This is a genomic window from uncultured Maricaulis sp., assembly GCF_963975345.1.
In the GTDB taxonomy this organism is placed as follows: Bacteria; Pseudomonadota; Alphaproteobacteria; order Caulobacterales; family Maricaulaceae; genus Maricaulis.
In genome coordinates this window covers 130,749-147,146 of sequence record NZ_CAXBGE010000007.1, presented here as the reverse complement: position 1 = coordinate 147,146, position 16,398 = coordinate 130,749, and the positions used below count along the sequence as shown (strand labels likewise).

Below are 16,398 nucleotides of genomic sequence, written 5' to 3'. Positions count from 1 at the left end.
TTGAAACAGGAGTACGGACATGACCGCGACGCGGTCGTTCATCATTGCTGCGGCACTGGCTGCGCTGGCGATCGCCGCCGCGTTGGCCTTCATCCTGTACAGGCCTGCCCTGAGCGGCCCTGCACAATCGCCAACCCAGTCCGACAGTGCCGTTGCGGCCGGAGCCAATATCAGCTCGGGTGCCGATGCGACCGCGCTGCTCGCCGCGCCCGTGTTCGACATCGTGCGCGTGGCGCCGGTCGGTACGGCGGTCATCGCCGGACGCGGCGAGCCCGGTGCGACGATTGTCGTGCTCGCGAATGGTGAGGAGATTGCCCGCGAGACGGTCAATGATCGCGGCGAATGGGTGATCATCCTCAACGATCCTCTGCCGTCAGGTGCGATCGAGCTCGGCCTGATGATGCGGGCCGTCGATGGCCGTGAATTGCGCTCCGAACAAGTGGTGCTGGTTTCGATTCCCGAAGCGCGCGGCGCAACGCCGCTGGTCGTGGTCGGACGCCCCGGTGAGGCCAGCCGTGTTTGGCAATGCCCGTCCTGTGCCGACAGCGAAATGGGCTCGCTGGTGCTCGAAACCGTCGATTATGACGAGACCGGCGCCGTGATCTTTGCTGGCCGTGCCGAAGCGGGTTCAACCGTGCGGATTTTTGCCAATGGCGCTTTGGTCGGATCGGTCACTGCGGGTCCGGACGGGCGATGGGCCCTGCAGGCCGGCGCCTTGCTGGCACCTGGCCGCTATGACCTCCAGGTCGATCAGCTTGATAGTGACGGCAATGTCACCGCCGTCATCGCCTTGCCCTTCGAGCGCGTCGCCGCCGAGGATCTTAATATGGGTCCGGATTCGGTGGTCGTGCAGCCGGGCAATTCGCTGTGGCGGCTGGCGCGCCAGCTCTATGGCCGCGGCGTGCAGTACACCGTGATCTATGAAGCCAATCGCAGCCAGATCCGCGATCCCAATCTGATTTATCCCGGCCAAGTGCTGCAGGCACCGGACGAAGCCGGGCCCGACGAGGGCTGAGCGGGCAGTGTCACTGGATCTGGATTCCTCGCCTTCGCGGCGCTGGAGTCCGATCCTGTTTGATGTCCTGATTGCCGTTTTTCTGATCCATATCGAAATTGCGCTGCTGCACACGTTTTTCCCGACCGCGATGGATGCCGCCGACACTGTGCCGCGCGTGATGCGCTTCTTTGACTGGCTCGCAACGCCCTACCTGCTGCGATTATGGTGGTGGGGCCAGGTCGCGGGGGCGCTGCTGCTGTTGCTGCCGGTTCGTGCCGCCATCAGCATTGCCGGTTGGCACCGGCTCGCCTTTTTCCCGATCGCATTGGCCATCCCCGTGGTTGGCCATTTCGACTGGCTCGAGCGTCTGCCCTGATCGATCAGCGCAGCGTGTGCCTCTGGCGCTCGGGGCCTGCGCGCCCTATCTGTGGACGCGATGAGACCCTCAACCCCCGATCCCACCGACGATTCCACAAAAGCCAATGATGGTGGCCTCGGCCCGGCGATGGCACGGCTGTTTGGCCTGCTGGCTTCGCCGGAGATGGCGCGCTGGCGGGTGCGGATGGTGGTGGCGCTGATCCTGACGGTGATCGCCAAATTATTCTCCGTCTATGCGCCGGTCTTCTTTGGCGACGGGATTAACGCGATCTCCGGGCATGAAACCGCCGCCGCTGTGCCCGGCGCGGCGACCGGCTGGATGGCCAGTGGCGCCGTGGCGGGCTTCGCGCTGGCCTTTCTCGCCTACGCGGCGGCGCGTTTCCTCTCGGTCGGGGCGCCGCAATTGCGCGATGCGATGTTCGCGCCGGTCAGCCAGGACGCCCAGCGCCTGACTTCGGTCAAAGCCTTCGGCCATGTCCAGGGCCTGTCGATCGGTTTTCACCAGATGAAGCGGACCGGGGCGCTCAACCGGATCATTGATCGCGGCGCCCGTGCCGTTGATTTCCTGATGCGCTTCCTGGTCTTCAACATCGCCCCGACCCTGCTCGAACTGGTGCTTGCGGCCGGCGTGTTGAGCGCCAATTATGGCTGGGAATTTGCCGTCATCTCGCTGGTCACCGTCGGCGTCTATATGGCGATGACCTGGTCGGTGACCGACTGGCGCGTCAAGATCCGCCGCGACATGAATAATGCCGATAACGAGGCCAATGCCCGCGCTGTCGACAGCCTGATCAATTTTGAGACCGTCAAGGCCTTCGCCGCCGAACAGCGCGAGACCGATGCCTATGACAGCGTGATGCAGCGCTATGCCCATGCCGCCGCCAAGTCACAATCCTCGCTCGCCGTACTCAATGCCGGCCAAGCGCTGGTGATGAATGCCGGCCTGCTGGCGATGGCGCTGACGGCGGGCTGGAAAGCGTGGAACGGGGCCTTGCAGCCCGGTGATGTCGCGGCGGTGACTTTGATCCTGATGACGATTTATCAGCCGCTGAATATCCTTGGCTGGGCCTATCGCGAGATCAAGCAGAGCGCCGTCGATATGGAACGCCTGTTCGACACGCTGGCGCTGAAGCCCGATGTCGCTGATGCGCCCGATGCCAAACCGCTCGTGCTCAAGGGCGGCGCGGTGACATTCGACAAGGTCAGCTTCGCCCATGATGGCCGTGCGCGATCGATCGAGAGCGTCAGCCTCGATGTGGCGCCGGGCACATTCGTCGGCCTGTGCGGGCCGTCAGGGGCCGGCAAATCAACGATCCTGCGGCTCCTGTTCCGGTTTTATGATCCCGAGGCCGGGCGGGTGTTGATCGACGGCCAGGATCTGACCGATGTCACCCAGGAGAGCCTGCGCGATGCGCTGGGGCTGGTGCCGCAGGATGTGGTGCTGTTCAACGATACGCTCCGCTCCAACGTGATTTATGGCCGCCCCGAGGCGAGCGAAGCCGAGATTCTTGATGCGCTGGAGCGGGCGCAGCTGGGCGAGTTTGTGCGCAAGCTTCCCGAAGGCTTGGAGACGCGGGTTGGCGAGCGCGGGCTGAAACTGTCCGGCGGCGAAAAGCAGCGCGTCGGCGTGGCGCGCGCGATCCTGAAGAACCCGGCGGTGCTGGTCCTCGACGAGGCGACATCGGCCCTCGATAGCGAGACCGAACAGGAAGTCCAGACGGCGCTGGCCGAAGCGGCCAAGGGGCGCACGACGATCGCCGTCGCTCACCGCCTGTCGACGATTGCCAATGCCGACCGGATCTATGTGATGGACGCCGGCGTCATCACCGAAGCGGGCACGCATACCGAGCTGCTGGGCCTGGACGGGCTCTATGCGCGGATGTGGAAGCGCCAGAGCGAAGCGGGTGACCCGGCGATGGTGCTCGACGCGCTTTGACTCTTTGTTCACGACCGTGACATCTACGCCCTATTCCGCACGTTAGGGCTGTGCGAGATTTTGCGCGAGTTCCATGGGAGTTGTGTTGTGAGAGTTGGTGAATTCCTGGCGAGTTATCCAGGTGAAAATGGGCGCGTGTTCGAGTGGATCGAGCTTCGCCGTCAGGGCGATGTGTGGATGGGGCAGGTCACGCGGCTGGGCGCGGGCGGTGGTTCGACGCATCTGCGCAGCCGCAGCGGCAATGCGGACGGGTTCATCGCCGAGCTTGGCGCTGTCGGTGCGGCGACGGCGATCCTCGATCTCAGCGTGGTCGAGCGCGGCGAGGGTGAAATGGTCTTGTCCGGCCAACGCGTGGAACTTGGCCAGGACGGAGCCAATGGCGGCCGCGCAGCCTTCATGGCCGAATACGATGCCCGTGTCGCGATCCAGACCAGCGCGATCCATGGTCACGGCGTGTTCGCGCAGCGCGACCTGGCTTCCGGTGAGATTATCACCGTCATTCGGGGCGAGATGACCAAGCTGCAAACCCCGCATTCCGCCCGTATTACAGATCAGGTTCACTGCGAGCCGACCGGGTATTTGCGCTATATCAATCATTGCTGTCAGGCCAATAGCGTCATTGATGCGAGTGATCCGGCGCGTCCGCTGTTGCGCGCTAACCGGGCCATACGCGCGGGCGAGGAAGTCAATTTCGATTATATCGAGAATGAGGGCGAGATCGTCGGCGGATTTGCGTGCCAATGTCCGGCGACGCGGCACCGGTTTTGAACCTGGGCTGTTACGGACTCGCCTAGCGGGCCGAAATCGGATTCAATTGCGTCGCTGGTTGCAAATGGTGAAGCCGGCGGGCGCGGTTATGCACCCGATTTGTGGAGCCCGAGCCTGATGATATCCTTTCTGTCGCGTTCACTGGTTCTGATCCTGTCCGTTTGGCTCGGCTGTTCGGCCGCATCGGCCCAAAGCGGTGTTCCGCTGCCGGAGTTTGGAGGGCAGCAACGTCAGGAAAGGCTACAGCAGATCGAGGTCGAGCTCGCCAACGCGACGGCCTTGCCCGTGGAAGCCTTGCGGGTCGAGCTGACCGGGCTGCGGGTTAGTTCACTCGAGGCGCGCCACGCTCTCGTCGACGGTCAGGCACAAGTCAATCGCCTGATTGACGCGCTCGGACCGGTCCCGACGGATCGCAGCGAATCCGAGGAGGTCGTTGCCGAGCGTCAGCGGTTGGCGGAGCAATATGAAACCGTTGATGGATATCTTCGGATCAATGCGCTCAACTTGGCAGCGTCCGAGCGCTTGCTCGCGCAGGTCGCCGGGCGTCGACGCGTCAATTTCATTCAACAAGTCTTTGACCGTACACCGGTTCCCCTGAACGCAGACACTTTTGCGGCGCTCGGCCAGGCTGGCCAGGACGTGGCCCATAATATTTCGGGCACATGGCAGGGGTGGGGTGGAGCCCGGAATTTCGGCGGCGTACCTGCAGCGATCTGGACCATACTCGCCGTTTTCGGCGGCCTGGTCCTGATGGTCGTCAGCGGACGGACTGGTGACAGGCTGATTACCGGACGACTGGAGTCGCTGGAGCCGAATGAAGCCCGCCGGACGGCCGTGGCGCTGATCCGGGTCGGGGTTCGGGTCTTGCCTGGCGCGATTGTGGGCGCCCTGATCCTGTGGACGATGACGAATGAAGGTTATCTGCCAGGTCCGATGGGCGAATTGGCCTGGCTGCTCTTCAACGCCATTGCCCTGTATCTGGTCGTCGACGGCTTTGCGACAGCCTTCATGGCGCCGAAGCGGCGTGAATGGTCACTCTTCCATGTGCCGCCAGGCAAGGCCGCGAAACTGCGGGTCGTGATCGATACCATCACCGTCCTGTTTGCCCTTGACCGGGTGACGATGTGGTCGTTGACCCAGGTGGCAGCCCCGATCGAGGCGGTCCAGCTTGTCGAGACGTTTCTGACGGCGCTGGTCGCCGCAGCGAGCTGGGTGTTGACCCGGCCCAGCTGGTGGCCGGTCCACGAGCGAGGGGCAGGCTGGTTGCGACTTGGTTTGCGGCTGGTTGCGATCCTGAGCGCCCTGATGCTGGTGACGGGCTATACCGCCCTGGCTCAAACGCTGATCGGGCGCGGGATGGTGTTGGCTGCCCTGGCCATACTCTTCTGGATCGCACGTCGGGTGTATTCAGAATCCCTCGGCGCCGTCGACGCCTGGCTGTCCTCCGGTCGCAAGCGGGCTGGTCGGAGCGAGGACCCATCGACCGGCATGCTGCGTTTTTGGGCCGGACTGGTGACAGACCTCATCATGCTGGGGGTGTTTGGGATCCCGGTTCTGTTGATTTTCGGGGTCGAGCTTGACGAAATCCGGGCTGTACTCGAGCGGCTGCTCTACGGGTTCGAAATCGGAGGCGTCTCCATCTCGCTCGGCCGCATTGGTGGCGCGATCATCCTGTTTATCGCCGTATTGTTCGTTACCAGCCTGACCCAGCGCGTGCTCGACCAACGCATGAAGTCAGTCTCGCATGAGGATGACAGTTTTCGCAGTTCAGTGCGGGTCTTGCTGGGCTATCTGGGCCTGATGATGGCGGTTGTGATGGCGCTGGGCGCGCTGGGCATCGGTTTGCAGAATCTGGCGCTGATCGCGGGTGCGCTTTCGGTTGGTATTGGCTTTGGCCTGCAGACGATCGTCAATAATTTCGTGTCAGGCCTGATTCTGCTGTTCGAACGGCCGATTCGCCTGGGCGACTGGATCGTGACGGCGTCCGGGGAGGGGTGGGTCCGCCGTATCGGCATCCGCTCAACCGAGATCGAGACGTTTGACCGGGCGGCGATCGTGGTTCCGAATTCGGAACTGGTCGGCTCCACTGTGACCAACTGGACGCGCCGCGACAGAACCGGTCGAATTATCCTGCCGGTGGGGGTGTCCTACAATTCGGACCCCGAAAAAGTGCGGGAAATTCTGCAGCGCTGTGCTGCTGAGCACCCGGAAGTGCTGACAGAGCCGCCCATCTTCATTTACTGGGCGGATTTCGCCGACTCATCACTGAATTTCGAAGTGCGGGCCTTCATCAAGGATGTCAGCCGGCATTATCGGGTGCGCAACGATCTGCGCTTCACGATTTTCGAGGCGTTCAAGGAAGCCGGGATAGAGATCCCCTTCCCGCAACGCGATATCCATATTCGCAGTGGCGGGGCGGGCGGTCAGCTGCCCGACGTGTGAGGCATTGCCATCACGCGGTGTGCCGGATCCGGAGCAGCGCTCCGGGTGTGAGGCCGGTTTTCGGGACTGAAGGAAATAGTCGCTTGCGAGAGTGGCTCCCCGGGCCGGACTCGAACCAGCGACAAAGCGGTTAACAGCCGCTTGCTCTACCAACTGAGCTACCGGGGAACATCTCTCTCGCAAGCGAGACGGCGCGTATATCAGAGCTATTGCGGCGGTGGCAAGCGCGTTGCTGCCAGAGTTCTGCAATTGCTCTGCTATTCGCAGGCAAAAAAAATCGGGAGCCGCTTGGGCTCCCGAAAAGGCATTGGGTGGATGGTGGGGTGTCTTCACGGGAAGACGCCCCTAAATTCGCCTCACAACCCTTAAAGAGCCGTTAATTTCGTCGTGCAAATTTCGTATTTGGTTCAATGTAATTGCTGAATGCCTAATGGATACATGGAAATATGGGGCATAGGGTTATGTTCGTCTTAGCCATGATCGAAGCTGGATTTCGTGTATCCTGAGGCCGCATATCAGGCCAACGACCCGAATCACCTGATTTAGCCAATGGGAGCGATGGATGCGCGAGCACGCCAATTTCGAATCATTCTGGCCCTATTATTTGCGTGAGCATGCCAAGCCGGCGACGCGTTCCTGGCATTATGTCGGCTCAACGCTGGCGCTCCTGGTCCTGATTGGCGCCGTGTTGACGCAGAACTGGTGGGCGCTGCTGGCGGTGCCGCTGGCGGGATATGTCTTCGCCTGGGTCAGCCATGCCTTGGTCGAACGCAACAAGCCGGCGACGTTCACCTATCCGCTCTGGTCGCTGATCGGTGATTTTAGGATGTACGCTTTTTTCCTGACCGGGCGGCTCGATGCCGAGCTGATGCGGGCCGGTGTGATGGAAAGCGCCGCGCTGGCCGGGTCCGACAACTGAAGATCAGCCGGGCTGGTTTGGCCGCGTTGGTCTGCGAATCAGCATGAGGGAAAAGCTTGGAGGCACCGCCCGGAATCGAACCGGGGTGGACGGATTTGCAATCCGCTGCGTAACCACTCCGCCACGGTGCCAGCTTTGAAATGGAGCTATAACCGCGCCGCGCACCGGGGGCAATCCGCGAGGGCATGGCGATGTGATCTTCTTTGTCGTGATGCAATTTGCCGCGCACACAGCACGATGCTTGCCCGCCTTGCCCGTGGCAGGATATATCAGCGCCATCCGCCGGCGCGCAGCCGGACCCAGGCAGGGAGAAAGCCGTGAACGAATTTGATCAGGCCCGCAAACAGATGGTGGATTGCCAGATCCGCCCGGCCGATGTCACGGACCGCCGGCTGATCGCGGCGTTCTTGAATGTGCCGCGCCACCTGTTTACGCCGCGGGCCCGCATCGCGTCGGCCTATGCCGATGCCGAAGTCGCGACGGGCGATCACCGGACGATGATGCGACCACGCGATCTGGCCAAGCTGATCCACGCCGCCGACGTTCAGCCTGATGAATTGGTGCTCGATATAGCCTGTGGCCGCGGCTATTCGACGGCCATCCTCGCCCATATGGCCGAAACCGTGGTCGGTCTCGATGATGACGAAGACGGTGTCTCGCGTATTGGTGGCCTGTTGGCGCAGGCCGGGGCTGATAATGCGGTCGCGGTCACCGGTGATGTGAAGCCGGGCGTGCCCTCGCAGGGACCGTTTGATGTGATTTTCGTCAACGGCTCGGTCAGCGAAGTGCCCCAGGCCTGGTTCGACCAATTGGCCGTCGGTGGCCGGCTGGTAGCCATTATCCGCAAGGGCCCGGTGGGCAAGGCGACGGTGTTTACACGCTCGACGGCGGGCATCGGCGAACGCATCGTGTTCGATGCGACGGCAAAACTATTGCCCGGATTCGAGCTCGAGCCGCGTTTCGCGCTGTAATCAAGGGCGGCGGGTGTTGCATTCCTGCGACGGATTTTTCAGTCCTGAACCGTTACATGGCGGTGCGCAGGCGGAATTACAGAAGTGTCACGGTGAACGGTGTTCATTTGTGCGATCTAAGGGCCTATATGGCTGCAATAGGAGTGGTGCTGGCCACTCGCGCCTGAAGCGCTATGATGATTGAGCTGCGGCCGGGACGGTTTGCTGCTGGCAAAGGGATTTGCAGATGACGCGTTTGAAATTATGGGCAATGGCCGTGACCGGCAGTGTGTCGCTTCTGGCGATGGGGGCTTCGGCGCAGGCTCAGAGCCTCGAAGAAAGCCTGGCGCTGGCCTATAATTCCAACCCGACCCTGCTGGCGGAACGTGCGCGGTTGCGCGCGACCGATGAAGGCCGCATCCAGGCCCGGGCCGGATATTTGCCCCAGGTTTCAGCCTCGGCGTCGATGAGCTCACAGCATAGCGAATCGCATAGCACATTTGTCATTAACGGCGTGCCGCTCTCGACCGGCAGCACCACCGATTCGACGCCGAAAAATTATTCGGTCACCGCAAGCCAGTCGATCTATCGCGGGGGCTATAATGGCGGCGCGGTCGACCAGGCGACGGCGCTGATTTATGCCGGCCGCGAATCCCTGCGCTCGGTCGAACAGACGGTTTTGGTTGATGCGATCACCGCTTTCATGGATGTGCGCCGCGATTCTGAGGTGGTGAATATCCGCCGCAACAATGCCGATGTGCTGAACCAGCATCTCCAGGCCGCGCGCGACCGGTTCGAAGTTGGCGAGATTACCCGCACCGACGTCGCGCAAGCTGAGGCGCGCCTGTCCGGCGCCCAGGCTGAGTTGTCCCAGGCGCAGTCGCAGCTGGCGACCAGCCGGGCCGCTTATGAGCGCGTTACCGGCCAGCCACCGGCCACGCTGCAGGATCCGCCGGCGCTGCCCGATTTGCCGGCGGCGCTCGCCGATGCAGCCGAGACCGCCTACCGCTTCAGCCCGCAATTGGCGGCGGCCCAGTATGGCGAAGATGCCGCCCGCCATTCCATCCGGATGGCGCGCAGCTCGCTGCGACCGCAAGTCTCACTCTCGGCCTCGGCCTCAAGCGCGCGCGATACGTCCTATGCCGGTGACGAACGCAATTCGACCCAGATTGTCGGTCAGGTCTCGGTGCCGCTCTTCACCGGTGGGTTGAATCGGTCGCGCGTACGCGCGGCCCTCGCCCAGGAAGAACAGGCGCGCCAGCAGGTCTTGCTTGCGCGCCGTCAGGTGACCGAAGGTGTCACCAATACCTGGAGTGCCTACAACACCTCGCTGGCTGTGATCGAATCGAGCCGCCAAGCGGTTCGGGCCAATCAGATCGCCCTCGACGGGGTTGAGCAGGAAGCCTATGTCGGCCTGCGTACTACCCTCAATGTGCTTGATGCGGAACAGGAATTACTGGCCTCGCGCTTGACGCTCGTGACCGCCGAACGTGACTCATACGTCGCCGGTTATCGCCTGTTGCAAGCGATGGGGCTGTTATCGGCTGAACGTATGGGACTGAACGTCGATTATTATGATGTGGCTGACCAGGGCGATCATTCTGCTTTCCCTAACTTTGATTTAACACCCTGGAATTAACTTTATAAAAGATTCTTGGGCTGGACAGGCGGGGCAAGGCCCGCTTTATTCGCCTGATACGAGAAACGACCGGTTAGGGACGTGCGCGATCATGGCAGAGCAAGCCGCCGAAAACGAACCATCAATGGAGGAGATTCTCTCCTCAATTCGACGGATCATCAATGAAGACGACGCTCCGGCTGAAGCCGAGGCTGAGCCCGCTGCTGCGGCGCCCGAGCCCGCCGCTGCGGCGCCTGAGCCCGAAGCCGAGCCAGCTGGCAATGACCAGGGCGCGATCGACGATATTTTCGGCGATGCCGGTGATGATGATGGCGGCGATGTTCTCGAACTGACCGACCGGATTGAAGAGCCCGCAGGCGGTACCGATCCGATTGTCGGGGACGACGATCTGATGATTGTCGACCGCGAAGACAATTTCGAACCTGTGGTCGCGGAAGAAGCGGAATATGATTCGCCGCCCGAACCGGCACCCGAGCCTGAGATTGATTTTTCGGCGCTCGAAACCGAAGTCGAAGACGGGATTATGAGCGAGCCCGCGGTGTCTGCGGCGATGGGCTCCTTCCATTCACTGGCCGATACGATCCGGATTTCCGATGAGGAAGGCCGCACGCTGGAAGGCGTTGTCCGCGCCTTGCTGCGTCCGATGCTGAAAGATTGGCTCGATACCAATCTGCCGGCCATCGTTGATGAAAAGGTCCAGGCTGAGATCGACCGGGTCGCGCGCCGCCGCCGCTAACTGCAGCAGGCAGCACTGAATTCATAAAAGGGCATCGACGGCATCGTCGGTGCCCTTTATTCATGCCCGTCATGATGGAAAAGACATTCGACCCCCGCGAAGCCGAAACCCGCCTCTATCAGGCTTGGGAATCATCCGGTGCCTTCAAGCCGAAAGACGATCCCGACGCGGATCCCTTCTGCATCGTCATCCCGCCACCGAATGTGACGGGCCGTCTGCATATCGGCCACGCGCTCAATAACACGCTGCAGGATGTGCTGATCCGCTATAAGCGCATGCTCGGCGACAGCGTGCTGTGGCAGCCGGGCACCGACCATGCCGGCATCGCCACCCAGATGGTGGTTGAGCGCCAGCTGGCCGCGGAAGGCAATCAATCGCGCCGTGATATGGGCCGCGACGCCTTCATTGAGCGCGTCTGGGCCTGGAAAGAGGAAAGCGGCGGCGAGATCATGGGGCAATTGCGCCGTCTCGGTGCCTCCTGTGACTGGAGCCGTGAGCGCTTTACCCTCGATGACGGCCTCTCCGCTGCGGTGCAGAAAGTCTTTATCGAGCTGCATGAGCAGGGCCTGATCTATCGCGACAAGCGGCTAGTGAACTGGGATCCACATTTTCAGACCGCGATCTCCGATCTCGAAGTCGAGAATCGCGAAGTCCAGGGCCATTTCTGGCATTTCGCCTATCCGCTGGCCGATGGTTCCGGCGAGCTGGTGGTCGCGACCACACGCCCGGAAACCGTGCTCGGTGATGCCGCCGTGGCCGTGCATCCCGATGATGAGCGCTACAGCCATCTGATCGGCAAGATGATCCGACTGCCGATCGCCAATGTCGAAATTCCCGTTGTTGCCGACGAACACGCCGACCCGGAACAGGGCACCGGTTGCGTCAAGATCACGCCGGCGCATGACTTCAACGATTTCGAAGTCGGCAAACGCCATGATCTGCCCAAAATCAATCTGCTCGACCGGGAAGCCCGTTTCCTGACCGAGGATGATGGCACGGGCGGTCTGGATCGGATTCCCGTTGAATGGCGCGGCCTGGATCGCTTCGAAGTGCGAAAGCTACTGGTCGCCCGCATGGACGAGCTCGGCCTGCTGCGCGAAGTCGAGGACAAGCTGGTGATGCAGCCCTTCGGTGATCGCTCCAATGTGGTGATCGAGCCGTGGCTGACCGACCAATGGTATGTCGATGCCGCCACGCTGGCGAAAGACGCCATTACGGCCGTCGAGGACGGGCGTACGACTTTCCATCCGAAGAATTGGGAAAAGACCTATTTCGAATGGATGCGCAATATTCAGCCCTGGTGCGTCTCGCGCCAGCTCTGGTGGGGGCATCGCATTCCGGCTTGGTACGGGCCGAAGAGTAATGAAGACGGATATAGTGCAGGGGGCAGCCCGGTAGCGAAGATATTCGTCTCGGCCAGTGAGGCCGAAGCGCTGGAACAAGCGCGGGCATATTACGGTGAGAGCGTCTCGGTTGAATTTGGAACGATTCCGCTCGGCGTCGGGGACACAGACAACAACGAGCATCACACACTGACAACCGCTGTGCTCGCTCAAGACGAAGACGTGCTCGACACCTGGTTCTCTTCCGCCCTGTGGCCGTTTTCGACCCTGGGCTGGCCGGAGAAGACCGCTGAAGTGGCGCGCTTCTATCCGACCTCGGTTCTGATCACCGCTTTCGACATCATTTTCTTTTGGGTCGCCCGCATGATGATGCAGGGGATCCATTTCATGGGCGAGGTGCCGTTCAAGGACATCTATATCCATGCCCTGGTGCGTGATGAGCACGGTCAGAAAATGTCGAAATCCAAGGGCAATGTGATCGATCCGCTCGAGTTGATCGATGAATACGGCGCCGATGCCGTGCGCTTCACCCTCGCCGCCCAAGCCGGGCAGGGCCGCGATATCCGCATGTCCAAGGATCGCGTTGAAGGCTATCGCAATTTCACCACCAAGCTGTGGAATGCGGCACGTTTCTGCGAGATGAATGAGTGCAAGCCGGACGCCGCTTTCGATCCCAAATCGGTCAAGCAGACGGTCAATCGCTGGATCCTGTCCGAGTGCGAGCAGACGGTGAAAGCCGTCAATGCCGGTCTCGATGGTTTCCGCTTCAACGAGGCTGCTGCTGCGGCCTATCGCTTCGTGTGGAATGTGTTCTGCGACTGGCATCTCGAACTCGCCAAACCGCTCTTCATGGGCGATGACGAGGCGGCCAAGGCCGAGACACGGGCGACCACCGCTTTCGTGCTCGATCAAGCGCTCAAGCTGCTCCACCCCTTCATGCCCTTCGTCACCGAAGAGCTCTGGGCCCAGACCGGCACGCGCGACAGCCAGCTGATCACCGCCGCTTGGCCACAGCTGGACGGGCTGACCGATACCGACGCCCAGGCCGAGATGGACTGGCTGATCGGCCTGGTGACCGATCTGCGCCGTCTGCGCGCCGAAATGAATATCCCGCCGGGCGCCCAGCTCGATGTCGCCGTCATCGGTGCCTCGACCGAGACCCTGGCGCGCCTTGAGCGTCAGGACACGCTGGTCAAACGCATGGCACGGTTGGCCAGTGTGACGGCCTCGGACAGCGCACCGCAGGCCTCGGCCCAGACCGTGGTCGGCGAGGCGACTTACGCCCTGCTGCTGGCTGGTGTGATCGATTTCGACGCCGAGCGCGCCCGAATTGGCAAAGAGATCGCCAAGCTCGAGGGCGAGATCAAACGGCTGGAAGGCAAGCTGGGCAATGAGCGTTTCATCGCCAATGCGCCTGAAGCCCTTGTTGCCGAGCAGCGCGAGAAATTGGCTGATTATGCGACGCAACGCGATAAGATGGCGGAAGCATTGGAGCGGCTCGCCGCGATGTGACGGGGGACGGCGTGAACAAGGAATTTGAGGGGCTCTGGCGCGATACGCTGGAGCCTTGGCTGGCAGGTCTGGAAGCTGAACGCAAAGGCAGCGTGACGCAATTTCTTGTCTGGACGATTGGCGGCGTCCTGCTCGGGCTCGCGATAGCGGCTTACTTTTTCACCCGCGGGGGCGATATTTTCTTTTTGCCGGTCGGGCTGGTTTTCGGCGGCGTGGCTGGCGTCCTCATCGGTGGGCGGCGTCTGGAGCGCCTGCGCAAATCGGTGAAGTGCGAACTCAACACCAAGATCGCGGAAGTTTGCCAGCTCAGCTATGCACTCAAGCCATCGACGCCGGCGCGCTTCGAGACATTCCGTGGTTACGGCCTGCTGCCCAGTTATACGCGTTGCGCCTTCGAGGATCATTTCAGCGGCGAGCGGCTGGGATGTGATTTCGAGCTCTATGAAGCTCATCTCAAACAACGCCGCAGCAATGGGAAATCCTCCCATTACGTGACCGTCTTTCGCGGCGTGCTGTTGCGGATCAATTTCCCGCGCAAGGTTGAGGGCGTCACCGTGATCACGCGCGATATGGGTGTCTTCAACGGGCTGGGAGCTCTTGGGCGCTCTTTCGGCTCGAAGAAGCTTGAACGCATCGCGCTCGTTGATCCGAGATTCGAGAAGGCCTTCGAGGTCTATGGCACCGACCAGGTGTTGGCGCGCTATATGCTGGACCCGGCCTTCATGGAACGCCTGCTCAAGCTGGAGACGGCGCTGAAGGGCAAGAATGTTCGCGCCGCCTTCGACGAGCATAGCGGCCAGGGCGAACTGCTGATCGCGGCCGAGACCGGCAATCTGTTCGAAGCCGGTTCAATGTTCAAACCACTCGCTGACGAAGCCCGCGTAACCACACTGGTCTCGGAAATGTTGCTCGTCACCGAGATCATCGAAAACCTGGTCAAACCGCCGGAGCTGGGCGAGAGCGGCTAGCTTCGCTTGGGGGGCGGTGCTGCCGGGATCGCACCGGGTTTGAGCGCCATGAAGCTCTCGGGCGCTTCCCAGGTGCTGGGCATGTTGATGTTGGCCCAGCGGCACATTTCCTGGATCACGGGCAGCAGACCTTCACCCTTCGCCGTCAACCGGTATTCGAAGCGCGGCGGACGTGTCTGATAGGCGGTGCGGGTGATCAAGCCCGCCTGCTCCATCTGACCAAGCCGGTCGGTGAGCACATTCGTGGTGATCCGTTCAGGCGAGGTGAGGAAGTCGGTGAAGCGCCGCTTGCCATTGATCAGGTCTCGTAGAATGACCAGCGTCCAGCGATCCCCGACAAGGTCGAGCGTCGAGGCAATCGGGCAGCCGGACCTGGAAATGATCTGTTTCATCGAAGCGACTCCATACCCGGCTATTTGGTAGTAACTTGTAAATTGCAATTAACAATTAATATGCTATTAATGCCTGGCAAAACTGCGGCATTCAAGGGTGCCGCCAAACAGGGAGACACGCATGTCTGATGGATTTACCGGCGGTTGCCTGTGCGGCGCCGTTCGCTACGAAAGCGCTGTGGCGCCGCAACTGGCGGCGCATTGCCATTGTGTCGATTGCCGCAAGGCGAGCGGAACGGGCCATTGTACGCATCTCGTCAGCCCCGAGGCGGGCTTCACCTCGACCGGGACCGTCAAATTCTATGATCGCCCGGCCGATAGCGGCAATATCGTCAGCCGCGGCTTCTGCCCGAATTGCGGCTCGGCGGTCTATTCGACCAATTCGGGCATGCCGGGGGTGGTGTTTCCCCGCGCGTCCAGCCTCGACGATCCAGAAATCGCGCATCCGGCCATGTCGGTTTATGCCAGTCGCGCTGCGTCTTGGGATCCGGTTGATCCCAATCTGCCATCGTTTGCGGAACTACCAGCAGGCGGCCCCAAGGAGGTCATTGAGGGAGCCGGATAGGCCGGACCGCTAAAGCGAAAACGTCCCGACGATCGGAATGTGATCGGACGCCTTGGGTTCGCCACGGGTCTTCTTGTGGATCTCGATGCTTTCCAGCCGGTCGGCGGCTTGTGGTGAGCACAGCAAATGGTCGATGCGGATGCCATGGCCTTTTTGCCAGCGGCCGGCCTGATAGTCGAAGAATGTGTATTGGTGCGCGCGGCCATCGAGCTGTTCGAAGGCTTCGGTCAGGCCGAGCCATTTGAGGCGGTCGAAGGCGGCGCGGCTTTGCGGCAGGGCGAGCGCGTCCATCTCCCAGACTTCCGGATCCCAGCAATCGCTGTCGCGCGGGATGACGTTGTAATCGCCGGCGAGGATGAGCGGTTCTTCGAGCTTGAGCAGGTCTTCGGCATGGCGCGCGAGGCGGTCCATCCAGGCGAGTTTGTAATCATATTTCGGGCCCGGTGCCGGATTGCCATTGGGCAGATAGATCGAGGCCACGCGCACAGGGCCATTCGGCGCCGCGATCACTGCTTCGAGATAGCGCGCCTGTTCGTCGCTCTCATCGCCGGGCAGGCCGGGCAGGGCTTCCTCTATCGGGAATTTCGACAGGATGGCGACGCCGTTATAGCTCTTCTGGCCATGGGTGATGACGTTATAGCCGAGATCCTCGATCTCCAGGCGTGGGAAGCCCTCATCGACCGTCTTGATTTCCTGCAGGCAGACAATGTCCGGCTTGGCCTCGCGCAGCCAGTCGAGCGCATTGGGCAGACGGGCCTTGATGGAATTGACGTTCCAGGATGCGAGGGTCAGAGTCATGGTGGATCGCTCGGGGTTGCCTGCGGGTGGTGGCACCATAGGCGATTTGCAGGCT

At 61.6% G+C, this 16,398-nt stretch carries 14 protein-coding genes and 2 tRNA genes; 12 read left to right on the top strand and 4 right to left on the bottom strand.

Translation table 11 applies throughout. From position 1 onward, the window contains the following. Window positions 1–19 precede the first annotated feature (19 nt). The 5 genes from AAC029_RS09490 to AAC029_RS09470 all read left to right on the top strand — a co-directional run bounded on the left by AAC029_RS09490 (window position 20) and on the right by AAC029_RS09470 (window position 6,521). Entirely contained in the window at window positions 20–1,015 is a 996-nt protein-coding gene (locus AAC029_RS09490) for an Ig-like domain-containing protein (RefSeq protein ID WP_339746814.1), read from the top strand. Between the two features lie 7 nt (window positions 1,016–1,022). Beyond that, window positions 1,023–1,373, top strand: a complete 351-nt coding sequence (locus tag AAC029_RS09485) for a hypothetical protein (RefSeq protein WP_339746812.1) — start codon at window positions 1,023–1,025, stop codon at window positions 1,371–1,373. A gap of 60 nt (window positions 1,374–1,433) precedes the next feature. Continuing rightward, entirely contained in the window at window positions 1,434–3,311 is a 1,878-nt protein-coding gene (locus AAC029_RS09480; protein ID WP_339746810.1) for an ABC transporter ATP-binding protein/permease, read from the top strand. Between the two features lie 87 nt (window positions 3,312–3,398). Then, a complete protein-coding gene (locus AAC029_RS09475) occupies window positions 3,399–4,079 on the top strand; it encodes an SET domain-containing protein-lysine N-methyltransferase (protein ID WP_339746808.1) in 681 nt (226 codons plus the stop codon). Between the two features lie 117 nt (window positions 4,080–4,196). Then, window positions 4,197–6,521: a mechanosensitive ion channel domain-containing protein gene (locus tag AAC029_RS09470; protein ID WP_339746805.1), complete on the top strand. Its 2,325-nt coding sequence runs from the start codon at window positions 4,197–4,199 to the stop codon at window positions 6,519–6,521. A gap of 92 nt (window positions 6,522–6,613) precedes the next feature. Here AAC029_RS09470 and AAC029_RS09465 read toward each other — a convergent pair. Beyond that, window positions 6,614–6,689, bottom strand: a tRNA-Asn gene (locus AAC029_RS09465). Window positions 6,690–7,083: 394 nt separating this feature from the next. On the opposite strand from AAC029_RS09465, the gene AAC029_RS09460 reads away from it, so the two are divergent. Continuing rightward, a complete protein-coding gene (locus AAC029_RS09460) occupies window positions 7,084–7,440 on the top strand; it encodes a DUF962 domain-containing protein (RefSeq protein ID WP_339746802.1) in 357 nt (118 codons plus the stop codon). 57 nt (window positions 7,441–7,497) lie between these two features. On the opposite strand, the gene AAC029_RS09455 is transcribed toward AAC029_RS09460, so the two are convergent. Continuing rightward, a tRNA-Cys gene (locus tag AAC029_RS09455) sits at window positions 7,498–7,571 on the bottom strand. 186 nt (window positions 7,572–7,757) lie between these two features. On the opposite strand from AAC029_RS09455, the gene AAC029_RS09450 reads away from it, so the two are divergent. The 5 genes from AAC029_RS09450 to AAC029_RS09430 all read left to right on the top strand — a co-directional run bounded on the left by AAC029_RS09450 (window position 7,758) and on the right by AAC029_RS09430 (window position 14,588). Then, window positions 7,758–8,411, top strand: a complete 654-nt coding sequence (locus AAC029_RS09450) for a protein-L-isoaspartate O-methyltransferase (protein ID WP_339746799.1) — start codon at window positions 7,758–7,760, stop codon at window positions 8,409–8,411. Between the two features lie 226 nt (window positions 8,412–8,637). Next, window positions 8,638–10,029 carry a TolC family outer membrane protein gene (locus AAC029_RS09445; RefSeq protein ID WP_339746797.1) on the top strand — a complete coding sequence of 464 codons (1,392 nt, stop codon included), beginning with the start codon at window positions 8,638–8,640 and terminating at the stop codon, window positions 10,027–10,029. Window positions 10,030–10,120: 91 nt separating this feature from the next. After that, the gene (locus AAC029_RS09440; RefSeq protein ID WP_339746794.1) at window positions 10,121–10,765 is read left to right on the top strand and encodes a DUF2497 domain-containing protein; all 645 of its coding nucleotides are present in this window, start codon (window positions 10,121–10,123) and stop codon (window positions 10,763–10,765) included. A 62-nt stretch (window positions 10,766–10,827) separates the two neighbouring features. Then, entirely contained in the window at window positions 10,828–13,620 is a 2,793-nt protein-coding gene (locus tag AAC029_RS09435) for a valine--tRNA ligase (protein ID WP_339746791.1), read from the top strand. An 11-nt stretch (window positions 13,621–13,631) separates the two neighbouring features. Beyond that, entirely contained in the window at window positions 13,632–14,588 is a 957-nt protein-coding gene (locus AAC029_RS09430; RefSeq protein WP_339746789.1) for a DUF3137 domain-containing protein, read from the top strand. Here the strand turns inward: AAC029_RS09430 and AAC029_RS09425 are convergent. After that, window positions 14,585–14,980 (bottom strand): helix-turn-helix domain-containing protein, encoded by a 396-nt coding sequence (locus tag AAC029_RS09425; protein ID WP_339746786.1) that lies wholly within the window; start codon window positions 14,978–14,980, stop codon window positions 14,585–14,587. The two genes, AAC029_RS09430 and AAC029_RS09425, sit on opposite strands and share 4 nt — an antisense overlap. Window positions 14,981–15,101: 121 nt before the next feature. Here AAC029_RS09425 and AAC029_RS09420 point away from each other — a divergent pair, with 121 nt between their 5' ends. Beyond that, on the top strand, window positions 15,102–15,545 hold the full coding sequence (locus AAC029_RS09420) for a GFA family protein (protein WP_339746783.1): 444 nt from the start codon (window positions 15,102–15,104) through the stop codon (window positions 15,543–15,545). A 9-nt stretch (window positions 15,546–15,554) separates the two neighbouring features. Here AAC029_RS09420 and AAC029_RS09415 read toward each other — a convergent pair whose 3' ends face one another. Next, entirely contained in the window at window positions 15,555–16,343 is a 789-nt protein-coding gene (locus AAC029_RS09415) for an exodeoxyribonuclease III (protein WP_339746781.1), read from the bottom strand. Window positions 16,344–16,398: the final 55 nt, after the last annotated feature.

Coding starts and splice junctions, on each gene's coding strand:
- AAC029_RS09490 (WP_339746814.1), top strand. CDS start 20: ATGACCGCGACGCGGTCGTTCATCATTGCTGCGGCACTGGCTGCGCTG.
- AAC029_RS09480 (WP_339746810.1), top strand. CDS start 1,434: ATGAGACCCTCAACCCCCGATCCCACCGACGATTCCACAAAAGCCAAT.
- AAC029_RS09470 (WP_339746805.1), top strand. CDS start 4,197: ATGATATCCTTTCTGTCGCGTTCACTGGTTCTGATCCTGTCCGTTTGG.
- AAC029_RS09460 (WP_339746802.1), top strand. CDS start 7,084: ATGCGCGAGCACGCCAATTTCGAATCATTCTGGCCCTATTATTTGCGT.
- AAC029_RS09445 (WP_339746797.1), top strand. CDS start 8,638: ATGACGCGTTTGAAATTATGGGCAATGGCCGTGACCGGCAGTGTGTCG.
- AAC029_RS09440 (WP_339746794.1), top strand. CDS start 10,121: ATGGCAGAGCAAGCCGCCGAAAACGAACCATCAATGGAGGAGATTCTC.
- AAC029_RS09435 (WP_339746791.1), top strand. CDS start 10,828: ATGCCCGTCATGATGGAAAAGACATTCGACCCCCGCGAAGCCGAAACC.
- AAC029_RS09425 (WP_339746786.1), bottom strand. CDS start 14,980: ATGAAACAGATCATTTCCAGGTCCGGCTGCCCGATTGCCTCGACGCTC.
- AAC029_RS09420 (WP_339746783.1), top strand. CDS start 15,102: ATGTCTGATGGATTTACCGGCGGTTGCCTGTGCGGCGCCGTTCGCTAC.
- AAC029_RS09415 (WP_339746781.1), bottom strand. CDS start 16,343: ATGACTCTGACCCTCGCATCCTGGAACGTCAATTCCATCAAGGCCCGT.